This window comes from Rheinheimera sp. F8 (genome assembly GCF_001518915.1).
In genome coordinates this window covers 3,956,099-3,982,506 of the sequence record NZ_CP013656.1, presented here as the reverse complement: position 1 = coordinate 3,982,506, position 26,408 = coordinate 3,956,099, and the positions used below count along the sequence as shown (strand labels likewise).

20 protein-coding genes and 1 tRNA gene are annotated in these 26,408 nt (G+C 52.4%); 9 read left to right on the top strand and 12 right to left on the bottom strand.

The window, feature by feature from the left end; all coding sequences use genetic code 11:
* Positions 1-36: 36 nt before the first annotated feature.
* Entirely contained in the window at positions 37-1,374 is a 1,338-nt protein-coding gene (locus ATY27_RS17705) for an IS4 family transposase (RefSeq protein WP_208931129.1), read from the bottom strand.
* A 120-nt stretch (positions 1,375-1,494) separates the two neighbouring features.
* Positions 1,495-2,979: a hypothetical protein gene (locus tag ATY27_RS17700; protein WP_208931941.1), complete on the bottom strand. Its 1,485-nt coding sequence runs from the start codon at positions 2,977-2,979 to the stop codon at positions 1,495-1,497.
* Positions 2,980-3,214: 235 nt separating this feature from the next.
* Between ATY27_RS17700 and ATY27_RS17695 the strand changes: the two genes are divergently transcribed.
* On the top strand, positions 3,215-5,299 hold the full coding sequence (locus tag ATY27_RS17695) for a carbon starvation CstA family protein (RefSeq protein WP_208931940.1): 2,085 nt from the start codon (positions 3,215-3,217) through the stop codon (positions 5,297-5,299).
* Between the two features lie 4 nt (positions 5,300-5,303).
* Positions 5,304-5,483, top strand: coding sequence for a YbdD/YjiX family protein (locus ATY27_RS17690; RefSeq protein WP_208931939.1), 180 nt, complete (start codon positions 5,304-5,306; stop codon positions 5,481-5,483).
* Between the two features lie 130 nt (positions 5,484-5,613).
* On the opposite strand, the gene ATY27_RS17685 is transcribed toward ATY27_RS17690, so the two are convergent.
* The 5 genes from ATY27_RS17685 to rpsU all read right to left on the bottom strand — a co-directional run bounded on the left by ATY27_RS17685 (position 5,614) and on the right by rpsU (position 10,318).
* Positions 5,614-5,690, bottom strand: a tRNA-Ile gene (locus ATY27_RS17685).
* 165 nt (positions 5,691-5,855) lie between these two features.
* The gene (rpoD, locus tag ATY27_RS17680; protein WP_208931938.1) at positions 5,856-7,709 is read right to left on the bottom strand and encodes an RNA polymerase sigma factor RpoD; all 1,854 of its coding nucleotides are present in this window, start codon (positions 7,707-7,709) and stop codon (positions 5,856-5,858) included.
* 103 nt (positions 7,710-7,812) lie between these two features.
* Positions 7,813-9,531: a DNA primase gene (dnaG, locus tag ATY27_RS17675; protein WP_208931937.1), complete on the bottom strand. Its 1,719-nt coding sequence runs from the start codon at positions 9,529-9,531 to the stop codon at positions 7,813-7,815.
* 109 nt (positions 9,532-9,640) lie between these two features.
* Complete coding sequence (locus ATY27_RS17670) at positions 9,641-10,084, bottom strand: GatB/YqeY domain-containing protein (RefSeq protein ID WP_279614567.1); 444 nt, start codon at positions 10,082-10,084, stop codon at positions 9,641-9,643.
* Between the two features lie 18 nt (positions 10,085-10,102).
* Positions 10,103-10,318, bottom strand: a complete 216-nt coding sequence (gene rpsU, locus ATY27_RS17665) for a 30S ribosomal protein S21 (protein WP_008899776.1) — start codon at positions 10,316-10,318, stop codon at positions 10,103-10,105.
* A 183-nt stretch (positions 10,319-10,501) separates the two neighbouring features.
* Between rpsU and tsaD the strand changes: the two genes are divergently transcribed.
* Entirely contained in the window at positions 10,502-11,515 is a 1,014-nt protein-coding gene (gene tsaD, locus ATY27_RS17660; protein ID WP_208931936.1) for a tRNA (adenosine(37)-N6)-threonylcarbamoyltransferase complex transferase subunit TsaD, read from the top strand.
* 86 nt (positions 11,516-11,601) lie between these two features.
* Here the strand turns inward: tsaD and plsY are convergent, their stop codons facing one another.
* Entirely contained in the window at positions 11,602-12,207 is a 606-nt protein-coding gene (plsY, locus tag ATY27_RS17655) for a glycerol-3-phosphate 1-O-acyltransferase PlsY (RefSeq protein ID WP_208931935.1), read from the bottom strand.
* Positions 12,208-12,358: 151 nt separating this feature from the next.
* On the opposite strand from plsY, the gene folB reads away from it, so the two are divergent.
* The 4 genes from folB (at position 12,359) to ATY27_RS17635 (ending at position 17,627) form a co-directional block, all read left to right on the top strand.
* Positions 12,359-12,712 (top strand): dihydroneopterin aldolase, encoded by a 354-nt coding sequence (folB, locus tag ATY27_RS17650; RefSeq protein ID WP_208931934.1) that lies wholly within the window; start codon positions 12,359-12,361, stop codon positions 12,710-12,712.
* A complete protein-coding gene (gene folK, locus ATY27_RS17645) occupies positions 12,712-13,194 on the top strand; it encodes a 2-amino-4-hydroxy-6-hydroxymethyldihydropteridine diphosphokinase (RefSeq protein ID WP_208931933.1) in 483 nt (160 codons plus the stop codon). Before folB ends, folK begins: the two co-directional genes overlap by 1 nt.
* A 240-nt stretch (positions 13,195-13,434) precedes the next feature.
* Positions 13,435-14,526 carry an efflux RND transporter periplasmic adaptor subunit gene (locus tag ATY27_RS17640; protein WP_244151354.1) on the top strand — a complete coding sequence of 364 codons (1,092 nt, stop codon included), beginning with the start codon at positions 13,435-13,437 and terminating at the stop codon, positions 14,524-14,526.
* Between the two features lie 20 nt (positions 14,527-14,546).
* Entirely contained in the window at positions 14,547-17,627 is a 3,081-nt protein-coding gene (locus tag ATY27_RS17635) for an efflux RND transporter permease subunit (RefSeq protein ID WP_208931931.1), read from the top strand.
* Positions 17,628-17,760: 133 nt separating this feature from the next.
* On the opposite strand, the gene ATY27_RS17630 is transcribed toward ATY27_RS17635, so the two are convergent.
* Both ATY27_RS17630 and ATY27_RS17625 read right to left on the bottom strand, forming a co-directional pair.
* Positions 17,761-18,276 carry a DUF1569 domain-containing protein gene (locus ATY27_RS17630; protein ID WP_208931930.1) on the bottom strand — a complete coding sequence of 172 codons (516 nt, stop codon included), beginning with the start codon at positions 18,274-18,276 and terminating at the stop codon, positions 17,761-17,763.
* Positions 18,263-19,513, bottom strand: coding sequence for a multifunctional CCA addition/repair protein (locus ATY27_RS17625; RefSeq protein ID WP_208931929.1), 1,251 nt, complete (start codon positions 19,511-19,513; stop codon positions 18,263-18,265). The genes ATY27_RS17630 and ATY27_RS17625 overlap by 14 nt, the downstream gene beginning before the upstream one ends.
* A 76-nt stretch (positions 19,514-19,589) precedes the next feature.
* Between ATY27_RS17625 and ATY27_RS17620 the strand changes: the two genes are divergently transcribed.
* Positions 19,590-20,504, top strand: coding sequence for an AAA family ATPase (locus tag ATY27_RS17620; RefSeq protein ID WP_208931928.1), 915 nt, complete (start codon positions 19,590-19,592; stop codon positions 20,502-20,504).
* A 24-nt stretch (positions 20,505-20,528) separates the two neighbouring features.
* The gene (locus ATY27_RS17615; RefSeq protein WP_208931926.1) at positions 20,529-21,350 is read left to right on the top strand and encodes a general secretion pathway protein GspB; all 822 of its coding nucleotides are present in this window, start codon (positions 20,529-20,531) and stop codon (positions 21,348-21,350) included.
* Between the two features lie 7 nt (positions 21,351-21,357).
* On the opposite strand, the gene ATY27_RS17610 is transcribed toward ATY27_RS17615, so the two are convergent.
* Together ATY27_RS17610 and putA are read right to left on the bottom strand one after the other, a co-directional pair.
* Entirely contained in the window at positions 21,358-22,467 is a 1,110-nt protein-coding gene (locus ATY27_RS17610) for an HD-GYP domain-containing protein (RefSeq protein ID WP_208931924.1), read from the bottom strand.
* Positions 22,468-22,593: 126 nt separating this feature from the next.
* Positions 22,594-26,376 carry a bifunctional proline dehydrogenase/L-glutamate gamma-semialdehyde dehydrogenase PutA gene (gene putA, locus ATY27_RS17605; protein ID WP_208931922.1) on the bottom strand — a complete coding sequence of 1,261 codons (3,783 nt, stop codon included), beginning with the start codon at positions 26,374-26,376 and terminating at the stop codon, positions 22,594-22,596.
* Between the last annotated feature and the right edge of the window lie 32 nt (positions 26,377-26,408).

Genomic DNA, 26,408 nt, shown 5'->3' with positions numbered 1-26,408 from the left:
GTCATAGCAAAAAGCCCCGCTTTCGGGCAATGCTCTTCACTTAAGTGGAGCCGCATTGCGGTTTACCGGATAACGGGTTTTGGATATCTTCACCGCCCTGGGCCTTGCTGGCCTGGGGCGTTTTTCTATAAACAGATTGCCGATACAACCGCGCAGCTCTGACAGTCTTCTTGCCGTGTGCGATGGTGAGATAGCGCCTGCCATCATCGCCAGTTTGTTGGCTATAAACTGACAGGCAAACTTAAAGCTGACTTCATCAGGGGCTCGTTTGTGCGCGACTGCTGCCTGACTGGCTTCTCTTCGGACCAGATTGTATCCCAGCAAGAGTCCCCATAATTCCTGATACACCAACGCCACCTTTTTGCTGCGAAGCGTGATGGTATTGTGTTGCATCGAGCTTTTAATATCCCGAAAGCCTAATTCTATTTCCCAGCGCTCATGGTAGAGCGTCGCCACCTGGTGTGCCGTGAACTCTGTCGCAGGTAATGAGGTGAAGACTGTTTTCTCGCCATCTGCAATTTCATAGGTCACAGCCCTGACTTGCCAGAACTCCGGCAATGCCGGGTTCTTTTTACGCGCCTGTGGGGAGATTTTCATCTGCAACAAGCGGTCGCCATCGCCATAGCGTTCGACTTCGGTATACACCAGCCCTTTACGCTCGGGGATAAGCCAGTGCCGGTTAGTTTCTTCATCGGCAATGCCCAGCAGCAAGTCCGCACTGAAGAAACCTTTATCCAGTAACGTCACGGAGTGCGCCGGCAAGGATTGAATGAAATCGCGGGCCAACGGGATTTCGCCTTTGCGATAAGGACTGATGGCTGCGTTGACCACCACATGCGAGCGCACATTCATCAGCGCCACCAGACGCAACATCGGATAAGGCGTCTGACGGTTGGTAGCGGTGTTACCCGAACCAAAATGGCCTCTGAGCTCAGGATTATCCTGCGTTCTGAACAGAGCACCATCGACGGCAAATACCTGCAGACCATGCCATGTATCAGCAGGATAACGCTCATGACCCCAGACTTGCGCACATTGACGGAATAACCATTCAACCGGTTGTTCGCCAAGCCGCTGACGGGCTTGCGACAGCGCACTGTCAGCCAGGAGCACATCGTTGGCAAGACCATCAGCACAGATATTCAGATGACGGGCGACTTCTGAGATAGGTTCATTGCGAAAAAAAGCCATACCGACCACCAGCCACAACACCATATCAGCGGGCAATCGCCTGCGGCGGATAGTGACCTTGTCGGATAAGGCCGCGGCGATACGGACCCATTCATCTGGAATATGGTTGGCAAATACTTCCATCCGGGCGACGGGCTCCCCGGACATCTCAATGACTTCGGTTAAATCCTGAATTAACGGCATAAAAAAATCCGGAACCTATGACGGGTTCCGGATTTTCCTACACTGCCAGGATCGGTCAAGTACTCTTAACTGATCTGCATTGCCGCTTTCGGGGCTTTTGTTTTTGCTGGACTGAACTCGTTATAGGTAAGCTTTACTGAAGGCCTCTTTCGATTCTTTAATATATGCCCGCGCTTTTTTTGCGTGATTTTCCCAGGCAGTTTTGTCGGCGTTGTCGGTAAACGGGTTTTGATCCGGTGCGATTGAGCGATCAAAACGGTCGTAAAAGGTCAGCGCAGCAGCCGTAATCTGATTAAACCGCTCTTTGTATTCCTGCACACTTTCGAGTTGCTCAGAGGTTTTCAGCAGATACTGCACCAGTTCGGTGTTTTGTTCGCGATCATGCAGTTGTTGCGCATGATTGGCGACATTCGCTGCAATTTCACTGCTGATACTGGCGCGGATGCTTCCTTCTTTGCTCATGACCCGACCGAAATTTTCCTGCGTCCGCGCGAGGCCGGCATGCTGAATATAACTGCGTAGTTGTTTGTCCAAATCTTTGCGATAGCTTTCTACCAGCTTCTGCATATTGCCCAGCTCGTTGTCGAGCGCATTGACCTGCTGCAATTCTTTTTCCAGCTCGGTCAGGAAGCGCTCGGCATTTTCGTAAATTTTCAGCCCGTTTTGCTCCGCGAATTTACGATCTTTGCGGTTTAAGTCGGCATTTTCGTAATTGGATTTATCAAAAGTCGCTGCCAGGAAGGATTTAAACGGCTCGGCAAATGCGGAGTAAGTACCACCGCTGACGACATTTAATGTGGCGGTTGCCAGGTCGCCAAATGGTTTCACCATCGAGGTCAGCCGTGCCTGTTGCAGCGGCGACGACACGCGTTTTGTATCGCTGATGATGCTGCGAAACGAGGCATAGGCCATTGGGTTCGACATTTTGTTGCGTTCAGAGCTGGCCAGGACCAGTGTAATGCTGGCGTAGATGGCATTGGCGTACTCTAGATATTGCCGCTGAGTTTCCAGTTGTGCGGCGTAATTCTGGCCCAAACTTTTGAACTGTTCCGCCTGCAGCTCCGGGTTCTTGTTCTGCTTCAGCCGGTCCAAAATACCGCTGACAATGCGCTGTTCGTTTTTCTGTAGCGCCACATCAAGTCCAATGCGTTCGATACTAACGTCATCCAGCGCAATGCCGCCGTTGCTGCTTTCAATATCCAACCGAATAAATTTCCGGCCCGGGTCGTCAATCGAGATCCGGTGTGCCAGATAATCGGCACTGCTGGCCGACATTTCAATCAAACCAATTTGTTGCCAGGGCGCGTCTGCTTTTAAAGAGGCTGAACTCAAGATGTTGATGCGATAGCTGGTATAGGCATTTTCCGGTTTGACCCAGAACTCCAGCATGCCTGGCTCAGTGACCAGTGCCGGCGTCACCAGACTGGCAGGGCCGCGGCTACAAAACAGCGCCTGTTGCCCGCTGCGGGCCAGTTCATGTTGCAGCTGACAGCCATTTAAAATGTTCCAGCTGCTGCTGCCTTCAAAGTCGGCTTTAAATACTGGCTGAGCCAGCGTACTACCTGCGAAGACCACAGAACTCAGGAACAGGGGAAGTACACGCATATTATCCTCAATCAGGCCATAGAGTGGCGGCAACTTGCAGGCTGCCAGTTGCAGACTGTACCAAAGCTGAATCAAAGCAGCCAGAACCGGTTGGCGCATGAGAGTTTTGGCCAGCGCTATAAAGTCGTCAATGCTGCGCCGACCTCTGGCTGTCGCGTTGACATCCGCGGACGAACCCGATAGAACAGAACGATAAAAAACAAACAAAAACAAAAACTTTCAGACGGGGATTTTCATGACCACACCGATAGTACCGCAAGGCTGGTCACAGCGCTTGCTCTGGCTTGGCATCGCCATCACAGGTGCAGCAGCGGCGGGCGGTATCGCTTTGAACCGTGGTGAATCGATCAATGCGATCTGGTTTATTGTGGCGGCGATTTGTACTTACCTGATTGGTTATCGTTTTTACAGTGCCTGGATTGCGGCCCGGGTATTGATGCTGGATGAAACCCGCGCCACACCGGCAGTGCGCCTTGCCGATGGTCGTGATTACGTGCCGACTAACCGCTGGGTGGTGTTTGGTCACCACTTTGCCGCGATTGCAGGCCCGGGCCCACTGATTGGACCTACATTAGCCGCGCAGTTTGGGTATTTACCGGGTACGTTGTGGATTTTGGTCGGCAGTGTGCTGGCGGGCTGCGTGCAGGATATGGTGATCCTGTTTTGCTCAATGCGCCGCGATGGCCGAAGTCTCGGCCAGATGGCCCGTGATGAATTAGGGCCCATCGGCGGTTTTGCTGCGCTGCTGGCGACATTTTTAATCATGATCATCCTGATTGCGGTCCTGGGGTTAGTGGTGGTCAATGCGATGAAACATTCCCCCTGGGCGACATCAACGGTGGCGGCCACCATCCCCATCGCGGTCTTTATTGGCCTGTATATGCGCTATTTGCGACCTGGCCGTGTGCTGGAAGGCTCGTTATTAGGCGTGGTGTTATTGCTGTTGTCGGTTGGGGCAGGGGGTTGGGTCGACCAACAAGCGGGCTTACGCGAATGGTTTAATCATCCGGGTCTGCCGCTGGCATTTGCCGTCATTGGGTATGGCTTACTCGCGGCGATTTTGCCGGTATGGTTGCTGCTGGCGCCGCGGGATTATCTGTCGACCTTTATGAAGCTCGGCACGGTCATTTTGTTAGCGGTTGCGATCGTCATTTTGCAGCCGGACATTAAAATGCCGGCCCTGACCCGGTTTATTGATGGCACAGGCCCCATTTTTGCCGGCAGCTTATTCCCCTTTGTCTTTATTACCATCGCCTGTGGCGCGATTTCCGGCTTTCATTCACTGATCTCAAGCGGAACGACGCCAAAACTGCTGGAGAATGAACGTGATATCCGGATGATTGGTTATGGCGGCATGGCGCTGGAGTCCTTTGTTGCCATCATGGCGCTGATAGCGGCTTGTGTGCTGGATCCGGGGGTTTATTTTGCGATTAATAGTCCGGCCGGTATTGTTGGCGCCAGCCCGGAAGCGGCGGTTGCAACTATCACTGGCTGGGGTTTCCCGGTAACTGTCGAACAAATGCATCAGCTGGCGGCAACAATGGGTGAGGCCACTTTGTTCGCCCGCACCGGCGGTGCGCCGTCACTGGCGGTCGGGATGGCCAGTATTTTTGCCTCTGCTTTTGGTGAGCATTTACTGGCAATGTGGTACCACTTCGCCATTATGTTTGAAGCTGTGTTTATTCTGACCACATTGGATGCCGGTACCCGTGTGGGACGTTTTATGCTGCAGGATATGCTCGGTAACTTTTCACCCAGATTAGGCCAAACCAGCTGGTATCCTTCGGTGGTACTGACCTCGGCGATCGTGGTCGCCGGCTGGGGATATTTCCTCTACATCGGTGTGATCGACCCCAATGGCGGCGTCAATATCCTCTGGCCTTTGTTTGGTATTTCCAATCAGTTACTTGCAGCTATAGCACTGACGGTTGCGACTTCTATTTTGATCAAGATCGGCCGCATCAAGTATCTGTGGGTCACAGCGCTGCCGCTTTTGTGGTTACTGATTCTGACAACCACCGCTGTCTTTGAGAAAATCAGCAGCACAGACCCGCGGATTGGTTTTTTTGCTGCGGCCAATGATTTACAGCACAAACTGGATGCGGGTTTATTGGCGGCTGATAAGGCGGCTGTAGCGCCACAATTGATTTTTAATCAGCAGTTGGATGCCTGGCTCGCGATGTTGTTTGTGGTGCTGCTGTATTTAGTGGTCGGCGATATGCTCAGGATGGCCTGGCGGCGCCAGCGCGGTCTTAGTATTTTGCCTTCTTCTGAGACGCCATACGTGGCTCGTCAGCATCTTCAATCTGCTCAGGAGTAAATGGATGAAACAATTTATTAAAAGCTGCTGGGCAATGCTGCGGCAGTTATCCGGCGATGACGCCTACGAGCGCTATCTGCGTCATCATGTGGTGGTTCATCCAGATGAAGCGCCATTGGATCGCAAAAATTTTTTTCAGCGTGAGCAGGAACGTAAATGGAATGGCGTGAAACGGTGTTGTTGAGATGAAATGGTGACACCAGTTGGGCGGACGGGGCGGTTGGCAAATCATCGCTTGGCGGCGTACGGAGCGCCAAACTGCAGGCTGGGTAGTCCGCTGAGGATAAACACGAATAAAGCAAAGCTTGGTGAAGTGGTGGCCCCACCTGGACTTGAACCAGGGACCAATCGATTATGAGTCGAGTGCTCTAACCAACTGAGCTATGGGGCCAGCGTGCAGACTTGGGTCTGGTTGGTGAAGCGTTGGCAGTATATGGATTTTTTGTTGCCTTGTCACCGCTGAATCATCAGTCGAAACAGTTGATTGCTTATTTTTCATGCAAATAAAACAGGCACCCGCAGGTGCCTGTTTCACATTAGTATCCGAACCAGACCTTTATTCGTCCAGGAAGCTTTTCAGCACTTCTGAGCGGGAAGGGTGACGCAGCTTGCGCAGCGCTTTGGCTTCAATCTGACGGATCCGCTCACGCGTAACGTCAAATTGTTTGCCCACTTCTTCCAGGGTATGGTCGGTGTTCATATCAATACCAAAACGCATCCGCAATACTTTCGCTTCACGAGCGGTCAGGCCAGCCAGAACTTCATTGGTAGCGGCTTTCAGGCTTTCCATTGTGGCTGAATCCAGTGGCGATTCTGAGGAATTGTCTTCAATAAAATCACCCAGATGCGAATCTTCATCGTCGCCAATCGGTGTTTCCATCGAAATCGGCTCTTTAGCGATTTTCAGCACCTTGCGGATCTTATCTTCCGGCATGCCCATGCGTTCAGACAGTTCTTCCGGTGATGGTTCACGACCCATTTCCTGCAACATCTGCCGGGAGATCCGGTTAAGTTTGTTGATGGTTTCGATCATATGTACCGGGATCCGGATGGTCCGGGCCTGGTCCGCGATAGAACGGGTAATCGCCTGACGGATCCACCAGGTGGCATAAGTTGAAAACTTATAACCACGGCGATATTCGAATTTATCGACTGCTTTCATCAAGCCGATGTTACCTTCCTGAATCAAATCAAGGAATTGAAGACCACGGTTGGTGTATTTTTTCGCAATCGAAATGACCAGACGTAAGTTGGCTTCCACCATCTCTTTTTTCGCACGGCGGGCTTTTGCTTCACCGATGGACATGCGACGGTTGATGTCTTTGATTTTGAAAATCGACAGACCGGTTTCTTCTTCGATTTTGCGCAGCTTGTCCGTTGAACGCACCAGCTCTTCGCGCATATCTGCCAACTTGGCTGAATATGGTTTATTCGCGGCGATTTCAGCGTCGATCCAGGCACTGCTGTTTTCGTTGCCAGTGAAGGATTTAAGGAAGTTCTTCTTCGGCATTTTGGCGTATTCAACGCAATGCTTCATGACGATACGTTCCTGCACACGCACACGGTCCATCATTTCGCGCATGTTTTTGACCAAGCGGTCAAATTGCTTCGGTACTAAACGGAAGCAACGGAAAACTTCAGACAACTTGTCGATTTCCGCCTTGGTCTGCGCGTGTTCACGACCGTTTTCGATAATAGATTTGCGGGTGATATCGTATTGGATCCGCAATTCACCGAATTTTTCGCGTGCCAGCTCCGGATCCGGACCTGTATCCGCTTCATCGGATTCACCGTCTTCGCTTTCTTCATCGTCGGCGGTGATATCAGCATCTTCGTCGGCCAGTTCTTCTTCCGGCACATCAGAACCGATATGCGTCGCTGTCGGCGGCAGATCATCGACTTCGTTTGGATCAACGAAAGCGGTGACAATGTCGCTTAAACGAATTTCTTCGGCTTCAAATTTGTCCCACTGTTCCAGCAGGTAAGTAATGGCTTCCGGGTATTCTGCGACCGACGTTTGCACCTGATTGATGCCGTCTTCGATGCGTTTAGCGATGTCAATTTCGCCTTCGCGGGTCAACAGTTCTACCGTACCCATTTCGCGCATGTACATCCGAACTGGATCCGTGGTGCGGCCCAATTCTTTGTCCACACTGACCAGCGCTTGCGCGGCTTCTTCCGCAGCGTCTTCATCCGGTGCTGCGTCTGACATAATCAAATCGTCAGCATCTGGAGCTGTTTCGCAGACCTGGATGCCCATGTCATTGATCATGCGAATAATATCTTCGATCTGGTCAGAGTCGATGATATCTTGTGGAAGGTGATCGTTTACTTCAGCAAAAGTTAAATAACCTTGTTCCTTACCTTTTAAGATAAGAAGCTTTAATTGCGACTGAGGATTTTGCTCCATAGAGGCTGCTCTTCCACCCGATATAGTTAGTTTTCAAAAATGCGAATGCGGGATTATAACAAAGCGCGGCTTTTCTAGCCAGCAAACGCCCACTGCTTCACGGTTATTTCGTCTTAAATGCCTTTAACAACATGGCATATTCCTGACGTTCGGCCAGACTGAGTTTGGTCAGTTGGTCCTTGCGTTGTAAGGCTTCCAGCCGTTGTTGCAGATACTGATCTTCAAGAGCTCTGAAGGTATCAAGAAAATCTGCGGTCAGTTGTTCTTCTGCCACCTGGTGTTCCCATAACGCCAGTTTGCTCAGAATGTTGTACTCCACGGCACCGCGCCAGTGTTCCAGCAATTGCGCTGTGGTCAGGCCCGGCTGCTGTAATAATTTTTGTTGTAGCGTCAGTAAAATCTCAATCCCAGGTAAATTAGCCTGCGCCAGTTCAGGCGCCTGCGGCATCACAGTCGCTAATGCCGGATGCTGCAACAACAATGCGATAGCACGGCGCATTGGTGTAATTTTAGTGGCTGTTGACACCGCCGGATTGGTTTTAATTGTTTTCGGCTGACTTTGATTGGTGCGTGGTCTGCCAACTAAATTTGCCAACCGGTCTAACAACGTCTCCCGGTAAAACTCACTTGGGATCTGCAAAATCATTTCGTTGGCGCGATTCCATAGTGCCGATTTCCCGGCATCGCTGCTGACATCTATGTCGGCCAGCAAGTGCTCAAACAGATAATTGCTCAGTGGTAACGCTTGCTGCAGGCGCGTAACAAACGCCTCTTTGCCTTCTTTTCGCACCAGCGTGTCCGGATCTTCACCGTCCGGCAGAAACACAAATTTCAGTTCCACACCATCTTTGAGGTAGGGAAGCGCGCTTTGTAAGGCGCGCCAGGCGGCATCACGACCGGCGCGATCGCCGTCATAACAACAAACAACAGTCGGCGTATACCGAAACATAGTTTGCATGTGATCGCCGGTTGTCGCTGTGCCGAGGCAAGCGACAGCGAATTCAATACCGAACTGCGACAGGGCTACAACGTCCATATAACCTTCTACGACCAGCAGCATCGCCAAACGTTCCTGTTGCTGGCGAGCTTCATATAGACCGTACAATTCACGGCCTTTATGAAATAAACGGGTTTCAGGAGAATTCAGATACTTAGGGGTACCATCGCCTAACACCCGACCACCAAAACCGATCACTCTGCCGCGTTTGTCGCGGATCGGGAACATCAGTCGATCACGGAAAAAATCGTACTCACGGCCATTATCGTTGCGGTTGGTCAGTTTCAGCTCAAACAATTGATCACGGCCCTGACGGGTGGTGGCCAATTGTTTGAGTAGTAAATCCCAACTATCCGGCGCATAGCCAATTCCGTACTTACGGACCGTCTCCTCAGCCAGGCCGCGTTTGGTTACATAAGCCTGGGCTGCTTCACTTTGTTCCAGCTGCTGCTGGTAAATTTTTGCGGCTTTTTCCATCTGAGTGTAATCATCAGCACTGGCCTGCAGATAAGGCTTTTGTCCGCCTTCCCGTGGCACTTCCAGATGGTGCATTTTGGCCAGTTCTTCGATGGCTTCTACAAATTCGAGCTGTTCGAACGCCATCATAAAGCTGATAGCATTGCCGTGCGCGCCGCAGCCAAAGCAGTGATAAAACTGTTTGTCGGCGCTGACGGTAAAAGAAGGTGATTTTTCGCTGTGGAATGGACAGCAAGCCGCGTAGTTTTTACCGGCTTTTTTTAGCGGCACCCGTTGGTCAATCAATTCAACGATATCGGTACGCGCCAACAGGTCGTCAATAAAGGGTCTGGGGATTTGTCCTGCCACCTTTTTCCTTCCTGCTGAATGCTGATGCCAGAAAAAAACAAACCGTGCACTGAGGCACGGTGTTGCAGTTTTACAGCTGAATGTGGTGACGGTATTGAGACGGTCGCGCTTAGCTCAACCGCGATTTAACAAGACCGCTCAGCGCGCCCATGTCAGTCCGGCCTTGAGCCTGCGGCTTTAACCACGCCATCACTTTCGCCATGTCCTGCATGCCGGAAGCGCCTGTCGCGCTGATGGCCTGCTGTAGCAGATCATCTAATTCGGCAGCAGTCAGAGCTTGCGGCAGAAACTGCTCTATTACTGTGATTTCGGCCAGCTCGGTGTCAGCGAGATCTTGTCTGCTGGCAGCTAAATACTGCGATGCCGACTCTTTGCGTTGTTTGACCATTTTAGTCAATACCGCAAGGACATTCGGATCGTCTGGTTGGATTTGAGCATCAATCTGGCGTTGTTTAATCTCGGCCAGTGCCATGCGGATAGTGCCAAGACGTAACTTGTCTTTGGCCCGCATGGCGTCTTTCTGCGCTTCCTGAAGTTGCTCGAGCAGAGCCATCGTCAGCAGTAACAGCTATTAATACAGCTTGATACGACGAGCGTTTTCGCGTGACAGCTTCTTCATGTGACGTTTCACAGCAGCTGCTTTTTTACGCTTACGAACCCAAGTTGGTTTCTCAAAGAACTCTTTAGAGCGAACGTCAGCCAGAACACCGGCTTTTTCGCAAGAGCGTTTGAAACGACGTAATGCTACGTCAAACGGTTCGTTCTCTTTCACTTTCACTACAGGCATTAAAATCTCACCTCGGTTGTTAGGATACCGCGACCCGGTCAGCGGCTAACCAATACGTTTAAAAATGGTGCGGCATTTTACTCAAAGAGCGGCGATAAAGTAAAGCGATTTGGCAAGTGACTGGTGCTGATCGGTCAAAACCGTTACAATCCGCGGCTTTGGGCCTGTTGCCAGAGGATATTCATGCGGGTTTTAGGTATCGAAACATCCTGTGATGAGACCGGAATTGCGATCTTTGACACAGAACAAGGCCTGATGAGCCATATCGTTTACAGCCAGATCCCGTTGCATGCCGATTACGGCGGCGTGGTCCCCGAACTTGCAAGCCGCGATCATATCAGAAAAACCCTGCCATTGATCAAACAGGCGTTAACTGAAGCTGGGTGCAATGCTGAATCTATTGACGGTGTCGCTTATACCGCAGGTCCGGGACTCGCCGGAGCTTTGCTGGTTGGCGCGGCAATTGGCCGCAGTCTGGCATTTGCCTGGGGCAAGCCGGCGCTGGCAGTGCACCATATGGAAGGTCATTTGCTGGCACCGATGCTGGAACTGGATCCGCCACAGTTGCCATTTCTGGCTTTGTTAGTGTCGGGCGGGCATACCCAGCTGGTTCGGGTAGACGGCATTGGTCGCTACCAGTTACTGGGCGAGTCTGTGGATGACGCGGCCGGCGAAGCATTCGATAAAACCGCCAAATTGATGGGACTGGAATATCCGGGGGGGCCCTTGCTGGCCAAACTGGCGGCAAGCGGCGATGCGAAAAAATATCCGTTCCCGCGGCCGATGACCGACAGACCTGGTCTGGATTTTAGTTTTAGCGGTCTAAAAACTGCAGCTGCCAACGTGATCGTTGCCGAAGGGAAAACGCCGCAGGTACAGGCGGATATTGCTGCGTCTTTTCAGCAGGCCGTCGTGGATACACTGGTAATCAAATGTCGCCGGGCGCTGAAGGAAACCGGGTTAAAACGTCTGGTGGTGGCGGGCGGCGTCAGTGCCAATGAATCGCTTCGCGTGCAGCTTGCTGAGCTGCTGAAATCGTTAAAAGGCCAGGTGTTTTATCCCGGTAAAGAATTTTGCACCGACAATGGCGCGATGATCGCTTATGCCGGCTGGCAGAGATTGCGGGCAGGTCAGGCGCAGGATTTGTCGATTGGCGTGACGCCGCGCTGGCCAATGCAGCAGCTGCCGCCGGTTTAAATTATTTCACTGCAATAAAAAATGCCTGATTTTTCAGGCATTTTTTATTCAACTTTAAGATACAAATACTAGCTTGAGACTAGCATTTATTCTTTCGGTCGTTTGGTTTTATCCCATACTTTTGTTTCGGTACCGTGCCACAGGCGAAGCAGATTTTGCCGGTGGCGGAAAATTATCAGAATACTCAGCATCAACACCGGAATTGTGTATAAGGGTTTGATAAACCAAGTGAATATTGGCGCAAGACCCACAGTCACTATGGCAGCAAACGACGAATAACCGGTTGCTCCAATCAGAATAATCCAGGTCGCAATGAGCAGACCCGCCAGGTCAAGTCCAATTGGCATCATAGTACCAAAAGCTGTTGCGACGGCCTTGCCGCCCTGAAAACCAAAAAACAGCGGGTAGATGTGACCCAGGCAGGCACAAATAGCGATCATGCCAAGATAAAATGCATCGATTTTCAGGAAATATGAACCCCAGACCGGAATGGTTCCCTTGAGGACATCAAACACCAATACCAGCACTGCTGGCAGCGTGCCGCCCAAGCGCAGCACGTTGGTTGCGCCCGGGTTACCGGAGCCATGAAGTCTTGGATCGGGTAAACGGAACAGTTTACTTACTATTACCGCAGATGATACTGAACCACATAAATAGGCTAACAGCATCATCCCGCCAATCAGCGGGGTCATCAATGAAGTTCCTCAGTTATTGATTTTGCGTTAAGATCGCGCCACAAAGGTCGGGCACGTGGCATGGCGGTCAGATTATAGACTTTTCGTGCGTTTGCCTATCCGACCAGCCCGTGTTTCTCCAGACTTCTTATAACAGCGGAATATTCTGATGGATATCGTTTTTATCAAACAACTGGCCGTCGACACTGTAATTGGGGTGTATTCATGGGAAAAAACTATTCAACAGCGTCTGTTTTTTGATTTGGAGCTGAGTACTGATATTCGCGCCGCAGCGGACGCAGACGACATCAGGCAAACACTGGACTACGCCGTTGTTTGCGAGCGCGTAACTGCGTTGGTACAGTCCGGCCCGGTCGAATTAATAGAAACACTGGCAGAGCGCATTGCCGCCATGTTGCTGGCTGAATTCGCCACTACGCAAGTAATAGTACAGGTTGATAAACCCGGTGCAGTGGCCGCAGCCGCGACTGTTGGTGTTCGCATCGTGCGGAGTCGCCGCTGATGGCGCGGATTTACATTAGCGTCGGTACCAACATCAATCGTGAGTTGAATTTGCGTGGCGCGGTGCGTGACCTTGCGCAGTTGCTTGGACCGCTGCAGCTATCGTCAGTTTATGAAAGCGAAGCGGTGGGATTTGTTGGTGATGCCTTTTACAACATGGTGATCGGGGCTGATACCAAGCTCGGACTGGCCGCGGTGATCGCGTTGTGCAAACAAACGGAAGACAACTATGGCAGGGTCCGCGACGGCATCAAATATTGCGGTCGTAGTCTGGATTTGGACTTGCTTAGTTACGATCAGCTGATTTGTTCGGATCCAGTGGAATTGCCGCGGGCGGAAATTTTACACAATGCTTTTGTGCTGCAACCGCTGGCTGAGATCGCACCTGATGCACTGCATCCGGTATTACGCCAGTCATATCAACAGCTTTGGCAAAATTATCAAATCCCACAGAAACTGTGGGTGATCCCGTTCCAATTCTGAACGGGCCAAAAAAACTTCAGTCGCAAGCGTCACACAAGTTAACATTTGTACCGGTCATTCACAGCTTTTTACATTTCTCTGCTGACTTTTTGTGCGAGGCAATCTCGTTGCAACTAAAAAACCGTGTTATTTTATACAGGTGTTTTTCGGTGATTTCCCAAGGAGTTCTGAAATCGCCTGACACTTCCCCCTTAAAATGCAACCTTGGCTCTTAATATGAAAATCCTGAAACCTGTGTTGATGTCTCTTGTGATCACAGCTGTACTGGTTGGTACTGTCGTCGCCGTGAAAATGGACCAGTTTAGTGTGATGGCTGCCGGTGGTGGCCAGGTGCAACCGCCTGAAACCGTCTCTGTCTTTGTTGCCGCTGAGCAACAATGGCCTAATACCTACACAGCGATCGGTACCGTTGAAGCGGACGAGGGCATTATGATCTCCGCCCAGGTACCGGGTAAAGTGAAGCGGATTACCTTTCAGTCTGGTGCTGAAGTTAAAGCCGGCGACGTATTAATCGAGCAGGAATCGATTAATGAAGCAGCCCAACTCAATGCGGCGCAAGCCCGGTTGAAACTGGCAAAAACCAGTTACCAGCGGATTCGTGAGCTGAAAACCAACAAGCTGGCCAGCCAAAGCGAGCTGGATACTGCGTTACAACAAGTCGAATCTGCCCAGGGTGACGTAGACGACTTAAACGCCACGTTACAGAAAAAACTGATCCGCGCGCCTTTTGACGGCCGGGTTGGTATTCGTCAGGTCGACCTTGGGACCGACTTACAGGTTGGCACTGCCATCGTGTCATTACAGGCAACGAACCGTGTCCGGGTCAATTTCCCGGTACCACAGGATTGGCTGAGCCAGATGACCACCACATTGCCAGTAGAAGTGACCACCGGTGGGCGTGACAATCTGGTAGTTAAAGGCATGGTGACGGCGATTGGTACAGAGATCCATCCGGAAACCCGCAATGTGACCGTACAGTCCTCACTGGATAACGGCAGCAAAGCGCTGGTACCGGGCATGGCAGTGACTACCACAGTGACATTAAGCAATCCGCATACAGTGCTTGCCGTTCCCGCTGCCGCCATTATTTATGCCCCTTATGGTGACACTCTGTTCGTTGTGGACGAGAAAGACAACAAACTCATGGCACGTCAGCAGTTTATTCAGACGGGCAGAGCACTGGGCGATTTTATTGAAGTGACCAAAGGCTTAAAAGCGGGTGAAAAGGTCGTGAGCGCAGGCGCTTTCAAATTATTTAATAACCAGGCTGTGGTGATTGGTACAAAACCGACACCGGAATTCAAAGCCACTCCAACGCCCACTGACAGTTAAGGCGCCACAGGCAGGTTTGTATGAAATATACCGATATTTTTATTAAGAAACCGGTACTGGCGATCGTTGTCAGTTTATTGATACTGCTGGCAGGTTTGCAGTCGCTGAGCAGTCTTTCAGTCCGCCAGTACCCGCGCAGTGACATCGCGGTGATTAAAATTACCACCGTTTATATTGGCGCGAACTCGGATGTGATCCGTGGTTTTATCACGTCGCCAATTGAGCGCGCTATCGCGTCTGCCGGTGGTATTGATTACATCGAGTCGCAGAGTTCGATGGGCGTATCGACGATCACCGCCCATTTGCTGTTGAATTATGACCCGCTGAAGGCCATGACTGAGATCAGCGCCAAGGTAAATCAGGTGCGTGGTGAATTGCCGCCAGAAGCCGAGGTGCCGTCATTGGCGATTGAGGCGGCGGACAGCCAGTTTGCTCAGGCGTACTTAAGTTTCAGCTCAGATATTCTCGAACAAAACCAGATCACCGAGTTTTTGACCCGCTCGGTGCAACCGCGTCTGATCGCAGTAAATGGGGTGCAAAAAGCCGAAATCCTCGGCGGCCGTACTTTTGCGATGCGGATTTGGCTGAAGACTGAGAAAATGGCTGCAGTAGGGGTGACGCCGGCGGATATCCGGGCTGCGTTACAAGCGCAGAACGTGCAGGCTGCGATTGGCCAGACCAAAGGCAGTTATACCCAGGTTAACTTGAATGCCAATGCCGGCCTCACCAATGTTGAAGACTTCCGGCGTATTGTAGTCCGGCAAAATGCCGACGGTGTGATCCGGTTATCCGATGTCGCGGACGTGGTGCTTGGTGCTGATGATTACAGCGTCGAAGTGAATTATTCCGGTCAGACGGCAGTATTTATGGGCGTGTTTGTCGCGCCGAATGCCAACAGCCTGGAAGTCATCCGCAACGTCACCGCTGAGATGGAGAAAATCAAAGCCGATTTACCGGCTGGTTTATCCGGTGAAGTCTCATACGACGCCACCAAATACATTGATGCGGCGATCCAGGACGTAATCAAAACGTTGGCGGAGACGCTGATTATCATCATCATCGTGATCTTCCTGTTCCTCGGTTTCAGCCGTTCTGTGCTGATCCCGCTGGTGGCGATCCCATTGTCGCTGATTGGCGCAGTGTTCATCATGAAAGTCTGTGGGTTCTCGCTGAATTTGCTGACGTTATTGTCGGTGGTGTTGTCTGTGGGTCTGGTGGTGGACGACGCCATTGTCATGGTTGAAAACATTGAACGGCATATTCAGGAAGGGCTGAAACCATTCCAGGCTTCACTGGTTGCAGCTCGCGAATTAGCCGGCCCTATCATTGCGATGACCGTGACGCTGATGTCGGTGTATATCCCGATTGGTTTGCAAGGTGGTTTAACCGGGACCTTGTTCCGTGAGTTTGCTATTACACTCGCAGGCGCCGTGACTATCTCAGCGATAGTCGCGGTGACGCTGTCACCGATGATGGCGTCACGGATGCTGTCACCGCATCGGGAGATTAAAGCGCCGTTGTCGAAAATTTTTGACCGCTTCGCTGCGTTTTATAGCCGTAAACTGAATGCCAGTCTGGAAAACCGCGTTGGTGTTTATCTGTTCTGGGGCTTTATCTCTATCTGTGTGGTACCACTGTATATTATGTCGAGCAAAGAGCTGGCGCCCACTGAGGACCAGGGCGTGATCTTTGGTATTGTTGATACACCGGCAAACTCAACCATCGATCAGGCGTCATTTTATGGCAAACAGGTCAATGAAGTGTTTATGGCGGTACCGGAGACCGATTTTACTTTCCAAATCACCTTCCCGACCGGTGGTTTCAGCGGCATGGTGACAAAACCATGGGCGGAACGTGAACGGACAACCACCGAGATCCTGCCGGACGTGCAGCAACAATTGGGTGAAATCGCCGGGGTGCGGATCCTGCCAATAACACCACCATCCTTGCCGGGGGGCGGCAATTTCCCGATTGAGTTTGTGATTGCTTCGACGGCGGATAGTCAGGAAATCTATGACTACGCGTTGAAACTGCAGCAAATTTTCACACAAAGCGGCAAGTTCTTCTTCCCGCCGATGCTGGATATGAAAATTGACCAGCCGGAATATCAGCTGAATATCGACCGTGAAAAAGTCGCCGATTTGGGCCTGGATATGCGCACTGTGACGCAGGATTTAGGCATTCTGCTCGGTGGTGGCTGGGTCAACCGGTTTAACAAAGACGGCCTGAGTTACAAGGTGATCCCACAGGTAAAACGGATTGAACGGCTGACGCCGGACGATCTGACCAAGCTGTATATCACCGGGCCTGATAACAGCATGATCCGGCTGGATCAGATTGCGACGCTGACGCATTCAACAGTGCCACGTTCAATCAACCGGATGCAGCAACTGAATGCGGTGAAGATCTCGGGTGTCGGCGCCGGTTCTTTGGATGAAATGCTGAAGTACATGGAAGCGGAAGCACGCAAGATTTTGCCTGCAACCTACACCATTGATTACACCGGTGAGTCACGCCAGCTGAAACGTGAAGGCAATACTTTCCTGCCAGCATTCCTGACCGCACTGACAATGATTTTCCTGGTGCTTGCTGCGCAGTACAACAGTTTCCGCGACCCGATTGTGATTTTGGCCGGTTCGGTACCTCTGGCAATGTTTGGTGCACTGATTTTCACCTTCTGGAAGATGTATGCGCCGATTCCGCATTGGACCGATGCAATCAGCAGTACACTGAATATCTACTCGCAGGTGGGTCTGGTGACGTTAGTCGGCCTGATCGCCCGTAACGGTATTCTGGTGGTGGAATTTGCCAATAAGTTGCAGGAAGAAGGCCGCGCCAAGTTGGAAGCCATCCGGGAAGCGTCGGTATTGCGCCTGCGGCCGGTACTGATGACCAGTATTGCGACTATCGCCGGTCACACACCGTTGATTTTTGCCGAAGGTGCTGGTGCTGAAGCCCGTAACTCCATCGGGATCGTGTTGGTGTTTGGCATGACTATCGGCACTATCTTTACACTGTTTGTGCTGCCATCGATTTATGTGTTACTGGCCAAAGATCACCAGAAAGACATGATCCGTCAGGCGGAACTCGAAGCGGTTTAATCGCTGTGAAGAGCTAGAAGGGCAGCTAAGGCTGCCCTTTTTTATTTATTTTGCCCGAGAGCGCCGCCAAGGTTTCTCTATCAAATCACTGCAGGTTTTAGGCTACATGGCTTAGTTTCCCGCCAGAATCCACTCAGACCACAGCAATCTGGCTCAAATGCTGGCGGATATGCAGCTGGTGGGCGGCCTGAAAATCGGCATGACTGAGCGTGCCATATGCAAAATGCGGGGCCAGCGTGGTCGCTGCAGCGAATTCGTCCAGTGCCTGCAGCAATGTAGCCAGCGCAACTTGTGGATCTAACATGGCATCCAGATCCGCCGTACCAGGGATGGCTTCATCCAGTGGGTGACGCATCGCGCCGGCAGCTTTAAAGCCTTGCAGCGCCAGTGGGCCAATACTGTGCTGAAACCACCAGCTGCGCTGTTGTGGGTAGCCCTGATAAGAGCCGCGTACACTTTGTGTCAGATGCTGGAAAATTTGACTGACGTTCCAGCTGCCGCTGCTATGCAGAGTTTTACCGGTCATTTGCCTGAGTTCTTGTTGTAGTGTGGCTAAATCAGCGACAAAACGACTACCTGCACCATAGAGGCCTGCTGTACTTACGCCGGCCACAGCCACTCCGGCCAACAAAAATTTACGCCTGTTCATGTGGGATATTCCTTAACTCTGCACGCTGACGTTGAATAGCGTCAAGCCGCGCTGCAGCAACTGCCTGTTTCATCGCCGGCCCCTGGTGTCCGGCCGCCACCAATGCTTTGATATCGACCGCCCGTGCTGCGACGGCTAAAGTTCTGAGATAGTCCGCCTGCGGATATTCATTATGCTCAAAGCCGGTGCGACCGCGTAAATCGGCGATACAGCAGTTCAGCAACAGTTCCAGCCGGTCTGGCTTGCGCCACAGGTCGATGCCATCAAAGAGTTTCAGCACTGTCACCGCGCGCAGTTCCAGCGCTTTATGCACCAACTGATGATACTCACAGGCCAGCAGCGCTAAATCCCGGCAATCGTTTGGAATGCGCAGACGTTGGCACATGGATTCAATCAGTGGTAAACCGCTGTGTTCATGACCATGGTGCGATGGCCATAGCTCAGGTGACGTCAGTCCTTTGCCGACATCATGACACAGCGCGGCAAAACGCACATCGAGCCGTGGCGATAACAACGCTGCTTGTTGCAGCACCAGCATGCAATGCACACCAGTATCAATTTCCGGATGCCAGCGCGGCGGGTTGGGTACGCCCCATAATGCCGACAGCTCCGGCATCAGGACTGCCAAGGCACCGACCTGCTGTAGCAATTCAAAATAAGCGGCCGGCGTTGTTTCCTGCAAAGCACGCGCGGTTTCCTGCCAGACCCGCTCCGCGGTTAAATGTGCCAGTTCACCACTTTGCACCAGCTGCTGCATCAGCCTGAGCGTCTCAGCAGCAACAGTAAATCCGCGGCCAGCAAAGCGGGCGTAAAAACGGGCGACGCGCAAAACACGCAGCGGGTCTTCGACAAAAGCGGCGGAGACATGGCGTAGCACTTTGGCTGCCAGATCCTGCTGACCACCGTATGGGTCGGTGATCAGACCGGTTTGTGGGTCCTGCGCCATTGCGTTAATGGTCAGATCGCGGCGCAGCAGGTCTTCTTCTAAGGTCACGTCCGGCGCGTAATAGCAGGCAAAGCCGGTATAACCCTGGCCTTGTTTACGCTCAGTGCGGGCCAACGCATATTCCTGCTTGGTCTTCGGGTGGATGAATACCGGAAAATCTTTACCCACCGCCTGATAGCCTTCAGCCAGCATTTGCTCGGGAGTGGTTCCTACCACCATAAAATCCTGGTCCTGACATGGCAGTCCCAACAAGGCATCACGCACGGCGCCGCCGACAAGATAAATCTTCACACGCTTTCCTGACAGGTGATTTTTTGCCATTATAACGCTCCAGCAACAATTGCGCTCCAGGTCTGAGCAGGAAGCCATGTACACCGCATTTTTTGGTCTGAACAGCCAGCCGTTTTCGATCGCGCCGAACCCTGAATTTATGTATCTGGGCAATCGACATACTGAGGCATTGGCGCATTTACGTTATGGTCTGGGCGACGCTGGTGGTTTTGTGTTACTCACCGGCGAAGTAGGAACTGGCAAAACCACCGTCTCGCGTTGTTTGCTGGCGGAATTGCCGGCCAATACCCAGGTGGCATTTATTCTGAATCCGACCTTGTCTGAGTTGGAATTGCTGGCCGCTATTTGTGATGAACTGAAGATCCGCTACAAAAAGACCGACGCCAGTCTGAAATTGCTGACTGATAAAATCACCACCAAGCTGCAAAAAAATCATCAGGCCGGCATCAATACGATCCTGATCATTGATGAAGCTCAGCATCTGCAACCGGCGGTACTGGAACAATTGCGCTTACTGACCAACCTGGAAACCAATACCAAAAAGTTGCTGCAGGTGATTCTGATTGGCCAGCCGGAACTGCAGCAATTACTGCAACGACAGGATCTCCGGCAGCTGGCACAGCGGATCACGGCGCGTTATCACTTAATGCCGCTGACGTTGCCGGAAGTGAAGTATTATGTCGAACATCGACTGCAAGTGGCTGGTTGCAGCAGACCGGTGTTTGCCGACAGTGCTTTGAAAAAACTCTTTGAATTTTCTGGCGGCATCCCGCGTCTATTAAATCTGTTATGCGATCGCGCGCTGTTAGGCGGGTATAGCCAGCAGAAGGCGTTGATCGATGGCAAGTTGATCGAGTTAGCCGCCGGCGAAATTCTGGCGATTAAACCACTGGCGCAAAAACCGGGCCTGCCGGTCTGGCTCTGGCCTGTGCTGTTCATGTTGTGTCTGGCGCTTGGTGTCAGTCTGTCTTTGTTATGGTTACAAACCTAAGTTAAACCGGAGTCCGGGTTTTTTATGTCGTTATTAATGGATGCACTGAAACAACAGAATAATGCTGTAGCTGAAACCGCCGTCCCGCCTACAGCGCCGGCACGGGGCTGGCAATATCTGGCGATAGGGTTGTTAGTGCTTTGTGGTCTGGGGCTGGGTTTTGCGCTGGCATTCTGGTTCACCCATAAACCTGTAGCAGAAGTTGTGGTTGCAGCGCCCGTGACTGCTCCGGTCATTGCTACTACCACGCCGGCATTACCACCAGCCAATCCCGGATTGATCCTCAGCGATTTAACCGCTGTGCCGACCAGTGAAGAACAAGAAGCGCAGCTGGTGATTTCCGCGGAACGTGAGGCGTCGCAGGGACAAAGTCTCGATGAGCAGGTGGCGGTGCTGGAACAGTTTGATGAAGGGACGCCGATGCAGGAAGCGGATCCTGATGCACCAGTCACAGAATTGCCGGCACGGCAGCCGGATCTGAGCGCCGACGATGTGCCGCAGGAATTAAAAGACAAATTTCAGTATGCGCTGGAAGCCGCGAAAGGCGAGCGTAGGCCTGCGAAGATCACTGAACATGCGGCGCCAGCCCGTGATATCAGTACGCTGGATGATTCGCTGCAACGCCAGATAGCACCGTTACGCTTTGAAGCGCATGTGTATGCTTCAGAGCCCAAACAACGCTGGGTGAAAGTGAACGGCAAAGATTTACAGGAAGGTCAGTGGATCACAGCGGATATTCAGCTGAAAGAAATCACACCTAATTATGTGTTGATGCAAAATGGCCGGCAGCTCTTTAGCATGGAGGCGTTATCGGAATGGTCGTATCGCTTAAAAACGCGGCCTTAACAGCCGCTTAAAAATACTGCCGCAGGTCTAAGGCAAACTGACTGAGATCGGCGGCTGCTACAATATGCTCTTCCGGTAACTTAGCCAGATCCAGCACTTTGGCCGGCAAATGATGCCGGTGCAGACTGTGATAAAACAGTTTTACTTTGGGTTTGTCCGCGTATTTCGGGTGATTTTCCAGCACCAAAGCTAATTTCCCGGATTTCAGCCTGACCGCAGAACCTGGTGGGTAGACCCCCATTCCGCTCAGGAAAATCTGCGTCTGTTGCGGTTCCAGCGTCTTCCCTGCTGCCGCCAATAACTGAGTACTTAAACTGGCAAAGTCTATTTTGCCGAGTTCTGCCAATTCCTGCAGATTGGCATAGCGATTCACAATAGCCAGTAGCCGGGCTGGCGCGGATTGTTCTGCCAGAGGCGCCAAATGCCCGGCGACAGCATCCAGGCTGCGGGCGGGACAATCCGATTGTTCTAATAAAGCCAGGCTATAGGGTAACGCTGCCAGATCAGTCGGTTGCTCTTGTGGAAAAAGCTGTTTTAGCTGGGCCTTGCCGGCGTCGTGCAGCAGAGCTGCGAGCGTGTAGTCACGGGCCTCAGCCTCTGGTAGTTGCAGGCTCTGACAAAATGCCGCCATCAGGCAGGCACAACGTACTGCATGGCGCAATAATTCATCATCTTCCTGCAGGACTTGTTGCAGATAAAGCAATGCTTGTGGATTGCGGTTGCTGCTGTCGAGCAGTTTGCCGCAGTTTTGCGTAGGTTGTGTCAGGTCCACGCTGTCAGCCTGTGCCATTTTTTCAAATATCAATGCGGTTTGCTGGCGGGTGCTTTGTAAGGTCAGTTCAGTGCGACTGCATTCCTGTGCGAAATCTGCTCTTGGTTTTGTCTGGTGTGGGTCCGATTCTGCCGGTGTAGCCGCGGGGAGTGCTTTGGGCGGCGGTAGCTGTTTGGTTGGATCGATAAATACTTCCAGCACGCCTTTTTGTTTCAGTGTGGCGATCAGCTGCTCACTGCGTACCCAGCCAGCATGCTTAATCACCACATCGCCCGTTTGGCGCGCGACTGCAATGACATAGCTGCCAAGCTCAAGTTCATCGATTAGAACTGCTTGTTTCGTCATGTTAAATCGCCTGAAAGTTGTTTGAATGAACATAAGCAAAAGTGCCGGAAAATGCAAAAGTGTCACACTCTGAATAAAAAAAGCCCGCAGTCGCGGGCCTTGTGATAGCTGACGGAAGTCTGGCTGTTACACTGCGTTGTCACTCATCGTCATCAGCGACGCGTTACCGCCGGCCGCTGTAGTGTTGATGGTGACGGTTTTTTCTGTCACCAGACGGTGCAGCAGACGCTCATCGGCTGGGGTCGTGACCAGTGGTGAAATTGCGCCATCGCGGGCGGCAATCAGTTCACCGGTCAGCGCTTTGACTGCACTGCCCGCTTCAATCACTGCGGCAGCAACCAGAGGGTTGCTGATCAGCGCTTTGAGCTGAGTCAGTTTGGCAACGCTGAACAATGCCGGTGCCAGATTGGCGTTCAGCAGCACTTTACGGATCGCTTCGGCTTCAGCAAAGTCTTTGTCTTCAACCACGGCAACCACAGCATTACCTGCTGCCAATGCGGTCAGTACCGACAACATCCAGTACTTAAAGCAGGCCGATTCGTCACGGATACAAGCGACGACACCCCGGGCTTCCAGGTGCAGCTGGTTGGATTCACCGGTCGGTCCTGGCAGCTGGATCGGTGCCGCCAGTTCTTTTTCGATATGACCGATAAGGCCACGGGCACTGGCCAGCACCTGCGCCAAATCACCCTCTTGTTTGACCACCACGGCATTAGAAGCCAGCTGGGCCATAAATTGGCGAATAACTGAACTGCGCGCGGTAATGTCTTTTTTCTGCCATTCCACCTGAGCTTTCGCCGCCAGTTGCAGGCTTTGCTGCAGGGCGTTGTCGTGGCCGGAAGCGGCCAGCAGGCCGGCTTTTTTGTCGTCAGACAATGGTGCTTCAGTGACCTGCAGATTGTCTTTGACCAGACGGGTTAAATAGAACGGACCACCGGCTTTAGGTCCTGTGCCCGACAGGCCACGGCCACCAAACGGCTGCACACCGACCACGGCACCAATCATATTGCGGTTGATGTAGATATTACCGGCTTTGACTTCACGGGCGACCTGCGCGGTTACTTCGGCGATACGGCTATGCACGCCCATGGTCAGGCCATAGCCGCTGGCATTGATTTGCGCGATCACATCATCCAGCTGCTCGGCTTTAAAGCGGATGATATGTACAACCGGGCCAAACACTTCGCGTTGCAGCACGGCCAGATTGGCAATTTCATACAAACGCGGCGCGAAGAAGAAATGACCTTCACCGGCCGGGATCGGGCACTCGTAATGCAGCTTGGCTTTGCCTTCCAGATATTTGACGTGCGCCGTCAGGCCAGTCAGAGCTTTCTGGTCAATCACCGGGCCGACATCGGTAGAGAACAACGACGGATCGCCAACATACAGCTCTTTCATTGCGCCTTTGATCATATGAATGATTTTGTCGGCAACGTCTTCCTGCAGGAACAGCACGCGCAGCGCAGAACAGCGCTGACCGGCACTCTGGAAACCTGAAGACACTACGTCGTCTACTACCTGTTCCGGCAATGCGGTGGAGTCGACGATCATGCAGTTTTGACCACCGGTTTCAGCGATTAGAGGCACCGGCTCGCCGCCGCGTTCGGCCAGTTTACGTGCGATCCAGCTACCGGTCTCGGTAGAGCCGGTGAACATCACAGCTTGGATGCGTAAGTCTGGTACCACGTGCTCACCAATGATCCGGCCCGGCGCTATGGTCAGCTCGACCACACCGGCCGGCAGACCGGCGGCGCGCCACAGTTCAATGGCGCGAATGGCGATTAACGAAGTCTGTTCAGCTGGTTTGGCAATGACCGTGTTACCGGCGGCAACAGCGGCAGTGACCTGGCCTAAGAAAATCGCCAGCGGGAAGTTCCACGGGCTGATACACAGCACCACACCACGGCTTTGCAGCGGCGTGCCGGTAAACATGGCTTCAGCCCGGGCTGCGTAATAGCGGCAGAAATCCACGGCTTCACGAATTTCCGCCACGCTGTCCGGCACGGTTTTACCAGCTTCTTTAACACAGATAGCCATCAATTCATCGCGGTGCGCTTCCAGCGCATCAGCTAAAGCACGCAACAAACGCGCGCGTTCAGCAACCGGAGTTGTGCTCCAGGCCGGGAAGGCGGTTTCGGCACGGTCTATGGCAGCTTTCATCTGTTCTGGCGTGTGGTGCTCGACATAGCCAATCACCTGGGCGTGATTCGCCGGATTACGCACCGCTTTAGCGCCTTCTATCGGCGTGCTGCTGGTCGCGGTTGTCAGCCATTGCTGCATATTGTTACGCAGTGGGGTAATGGCATCCACTTCAGTTAAATCAATGCCTTTGGAGTTTTGGCGCTCATCGCCATACAGGTTGGCTGACAGAGGGATTTGCGTGTTGCGTTTGTGTTTCCAGCTGCGCACCAATTCAACCGGATCGGTCAGCAGACTTTCTACCGGAATGCTTTCATCAACGATGTTGTTCACAAACGAGCTGTTGGCGCCGTTTTCCAGCAGGCGACGGACTAAATAAGCCAGCAGATCAGAGTGTTCGCCAACCGGCGCATAGATCCGGCATGGTACTTTGTCGTCGGCAACGATTTGGTCGTACAGCGCATCACCCATGCCGTGCAGGCGCTGGAATTCGTAACCGGTACGATCCGGTGCCATTTCCAGAATAGTGGCGGCAGTGTACGCGTTGTGCGTGGCAAACATCGGATAAATGCTGTCGCGGTATTCCAGCAATTTACGGGCACAGGCCTGATAAGACACGTCGGTTGACGGCTTGCGGCTGAATACCGGGAAGTCGTTGTGGCCTTCGATTTGGCTGATTTTCACTTCGCTGTCCCAATAAGCGCCTTTAACCAGACGCACCATCAGCTTGCGGCCGACCCGGACTGTCAGTTCACGTAACCATTCAATCAGCGGCAGACAACGTTTGGAATAGGCCTGAATCGCCAGACCAAACCCTTCCCAGCCGGCTAAATCTTTATCGGCGAACACGGCTTCAATGACGTCCATCGACAGCTCTAAGCGGTCCGCTTCTTCAGCATCCACAGTGAAGCTGATGTCATACCCTTTGGCGGCTAAGGCCAGCGTTTTTAGGCGCGGTACCAGTTCTTCCATCACGCGATCGCGGTGCGAGAAGCGGTATTTCGGGTGAATAGCGGATAATTTGACCGAAATGCCCGGGCTTTTCAGCGGGCCGCGTTTCTTCGCTGCAGTGCCGATGGCATTGATCGCCATCATATAGCTTTGGAAGTAGCGGTCAGCGTCTTCCATCGTGCGGGCGCCTTCACCCAGCATGTCGTAAGAGTAGGTGAAACCTTTGGCTTCCAGTTCAGTGGCGCGTTCAACGGCTTTGTCGATGGTGGTGCCCATGACAAACTGGGTGCCCATGATTTGCATGGCATAACGCACGGCCTGACGGATCACTGGCTCACCGAGACGACCACAGGTGCGTTTTAACAAACCAAACTGGTCTTTTTTATGGTCGTCGCTGTAATTGACCAGTTTGCCGGTCAGTAACAGGCCCCAGGCCGAGACGTTGACGAACAGCGATTCGCTGTTGCCTAAGTGCGAACTCCAGTCGCCATTGGATAATTTGTCACGGATCAGGCGGTCTGCGGTGTGTTTGTCTGGTACCCGCAGCAACGCTTCGGCCAGACACATCAGCACCAGACCTTCTTCGGTCGACAGCGAGAATTCATTCAGCAGCGCATCCACACCACCTTTGCCAATCTGCGCCTGGCGGATATTGACCACCAGCTGGCGGGCGCGTTCCCAGGCACGGGAGCGGGCCTGGTCGCCGATATCGGCCAGCGGTAACAGAGTTTCCAGTACCTGGGCTTCATCTGCGCGGTAGAACTGGCGCAGCGTCTGGCGCAGTGGGCTTGGGGAGGGAAGTTCGCCGTGAAATAGCATAATTTTTATCTCGGTTGATTTAAAATAAATGC